General features: G+C 69.4%; 3 protein-coding genes and 1 tRNA gene. 2 read left to right on the forward strand and 2 right to left on the reverse strand.

Annotated elements, in window-relative coordinates:
• Positions 1–208 precede the first annotated feature (208 nt).
• Together VKN16_17070 and VKN16_17075 are read right to left on the reverse strand one after the other, a co-directional pair.
• A tRNA-Met gene (locus VKN16_17070) sits at positions 209–285 on the reverse strand.
• A gap of 75 nt (positions 286–360) precedes the next feature.
• Entirely contained in the window at positions 361–951 is a 591-nt protein-coding gene (locus VKN16_17075; GenBank protein HME95922.1) for a periplasmic heavy metal sensor, read from the reverse strand.
• An 80-nt stretch (positions 952–1031) separates the two neighbouring features.
• Here VKN16_17075 and VKN16_17080 point away from each other — a divergent pair, with 80 nt between their 5' ends.
• Together VKN16_17080 and VKN16_17085 are read left to right on the forward strand one after the other, a co-directional pair.
• A complete protein-coding gene (locus tag VKN16_17080; protein HME95923.1) occupies positions 1032–1535 on the forward strand; it encodes a VOC family protein in 504 nt (167 codons plus the stop codon).
• A gap of 73 nt (positions 1536–1608) precedes the next feature.
• A complete protein-coding gene (locus tag VKN16_17085) occupies positions 1609–2079 on the forward strand; it encodes a hypothetical protein (protein ID HME95924.1) in 471 nt (156 codons plus the stop codon).
• Positions 2080–2235: the final 156 nt, after the last annotated feature.

Raw genomic sequence — 2235 nt, forward strand, 5'->3', positions numbered from 1 at the left:
GCCGGTGTCCACGAGGGCGTGGCCATGTCCATCACCGGCCACAAGACGCGCGCCGTCTTCGAGCGCTACAACATTACGAGCGAGGCCGATCTCCGCGAGGCCCAGGCGAAGGTGGGGCAGCACTACCATGCGCGACAGAACCCGTAGAGAACCCGGAGGGTACACGCAGCAACGGCTCCGGAGGAGTCTCCGAAGCCGTTGTTTTGTTTGGTTGCGGGGGCTGGATTTGAACCAGCGACCTTTGGGTTATGAGCCCAACGAGCTACCGGGCTGCTCCACCCCGCGGTGACGAACGTAATGTACCCGACAGGCTAGGCGGAGTCAATCACTCCGATGGCCGAAACGCGGGCCGAATGCCCCTCACAGCCGGCTCGGTCCCGCCGGCGGCGGAGGAGACGTCGGGAACGCCCGCATCGCCGGCTCCGGTTCCGCCAGCAGGGTCCGCAGCTTCTCCCGCTGGTCGGCGCTCAGCACCGCCCGGCCGCTCTCGATGGCGCGCACGCGCGCCACCCGCAGATCGGCGCGCCGCTTCTCGATCTCGCGGATCTTGGCGTCGACCGCGGTCATGTCCGCCGGCTCCTTCGACAGGAGCTGGCTCAGGTCCATCTCGGCCACGCGCAGGTCGGCGTCGGCCCGGATGGCTTCCTTCTGGAACTTGGCCCGGAGTCCTTCGAGGGCCTGCACCTGTCCGGAGGAGAGCCCGAGCTCCTCGCGGTGGCTCAGCATGATGCTGATCAGCGGCCGCGGCTGATCGCGCAGCGTGAAGTGCTCGCGCACCTGGCTGCTCAGGCCCTCGAACTGCTCGACCAGATCGCCCAGGCTGCGAGCCATATCCTCGTGGACGACCGGCACGACGGCGTCGCCGACGAAGCGGTCGCCGGCGACGGAGCCGGCAACGGACGCGAGCAGGATGAGGATGCTGGCGGTGGCGATGCGGTATGTCTGGCTCATGGGTTCCCTCCGTGGTCGACCTCCGCCCAGCATCGCACAGCCGTCTACCGTGTGCCCGTGATCGGCGTATACTCCCGGGCATGCAATTCCAGCTGCGCAAGATCGGCCACGTCGTGCTCAACGTCACCGACCTCGCGCGATCCGAGGCCTTCTACACCCGCGTGCTCGGCCTCGAGGTCAGCGACTGCTACCCGGACTCCATGGTGCCGGGTGGCATGCTCTTCCTGCGCCTCAACCCCGATCACCACGGCATCGCGCTGGTCGGTGGGGCCACGAAGGGCGAGCGCAGCAGCCTGAACCACTTCGCGTTCGAGGTCGGCTCGCTCGACGAGGTCTTCCGCGCGCGGGCGTGGCTGCGCGAGCAGGGCGTGCCCATCCACTTCGAGGGTCGGCGGCGGGCGGGCTGTCAGATCGCCATCGAGTTTCAGGATCCGGATGGCAACAACCTCGAGATCTACTGGAACATCGACCAGGTCGGGACCGAAGGCAAGGTGCGGCCGGCGAGCGACTGGCGGCCGGCGAAGTCGCTGGAGGAGGCAGTCGCGAATCCGGTAACGGGGCAGACGCTGCCGAAACGGGGGTAGGCAGAGGTGCTGTTCAGGCTGGGCGCCACCCGCGGGACCGAGCGTCCCGCGAAGTCCTCCTGACCCCGAGCTGATGCAATCCAACTCGGAGCAGGCCGCTCGCGCTCGCTGCGAGGCGGTGCGCGACGAGCTGCCGCGGTGGCTGGCGCCAGCAGAGGCGATCTTCTTCGGGCCCGCGCTCGCGGAGGGCAACGATCCGCCCGTCCCGCGGCTCCGCGCACGCGGCGCGCACTTCTTCTGGGTGGCCGTGCCGCTGGGCGGCGCGCCGTTCTGGGATGCCCACGTCGGGGTCGTGGTCGACCCGGCCACCCTCGCCGGGACGATCGGCATCCATCGCAGCCGTGGCTCGGAGGCGGCGCTCCGACTCTTCGCCCACCTCGATCCGCTCTTCCAGGCGCACGCCCTCGCGCACTACCTCTCGGAGGCGGCGGACGAGGAGCAATGGGTGGCCGCACCGCACGATCTCTCGACGCCCGCGGGCGTCACCCGGGCGTGCCGCGAACTCGCCGCGATCCTGAGCGACGCGCGCGGGCGGCTGACCTGAGCCGAAAGGCACTTGACAGCGTCTTCCAAGCACCATGATTCGCCGGCAGCAACGCGCGGCGGATAGGGTCTCTGGCGCGCCCCCCGCCCGCACCGGACCGCGTTCATCGCGCGCCCGACCGAAAATCATTCCGCCGTGGTGAATCGCTCGACGCGG

This window comes from Candidatus Methylomirabilota bacterium, from assembly GCA_035315345.1.
Taxonomy (GTDB): domain Bacteria; phylum Methylomirabilota; class Methylomirabilia; order Rokubacteriales; family CSP1-6; genus CAMLFJ01.

What these genes read in the sequence shown, in the direction of transcription:
- VKN16_17075 (HME95922.1), bottom strand. Translation starts at nt 951, where the DNA reads ATGAGCCAGACATACCGCATCGCCACCGCCAGCATCCTCATCCTGCTC.
- VKN16_17085 (HME95924.1), top strand. Translation starts at nt 1,609, where the DNA reads ATGCAATCCAACTCGGAGCAGGCCGCTCGCGCTCGCTGCGAGGCGGTG.
- VKN16_17080 (HME95923.1), top strand. Translation starts at nt 1,032, where the DNA reads ATGCAATTCCAGCTGCGCAAGATCGGCCACGTCGTGCTCAACGTCACC.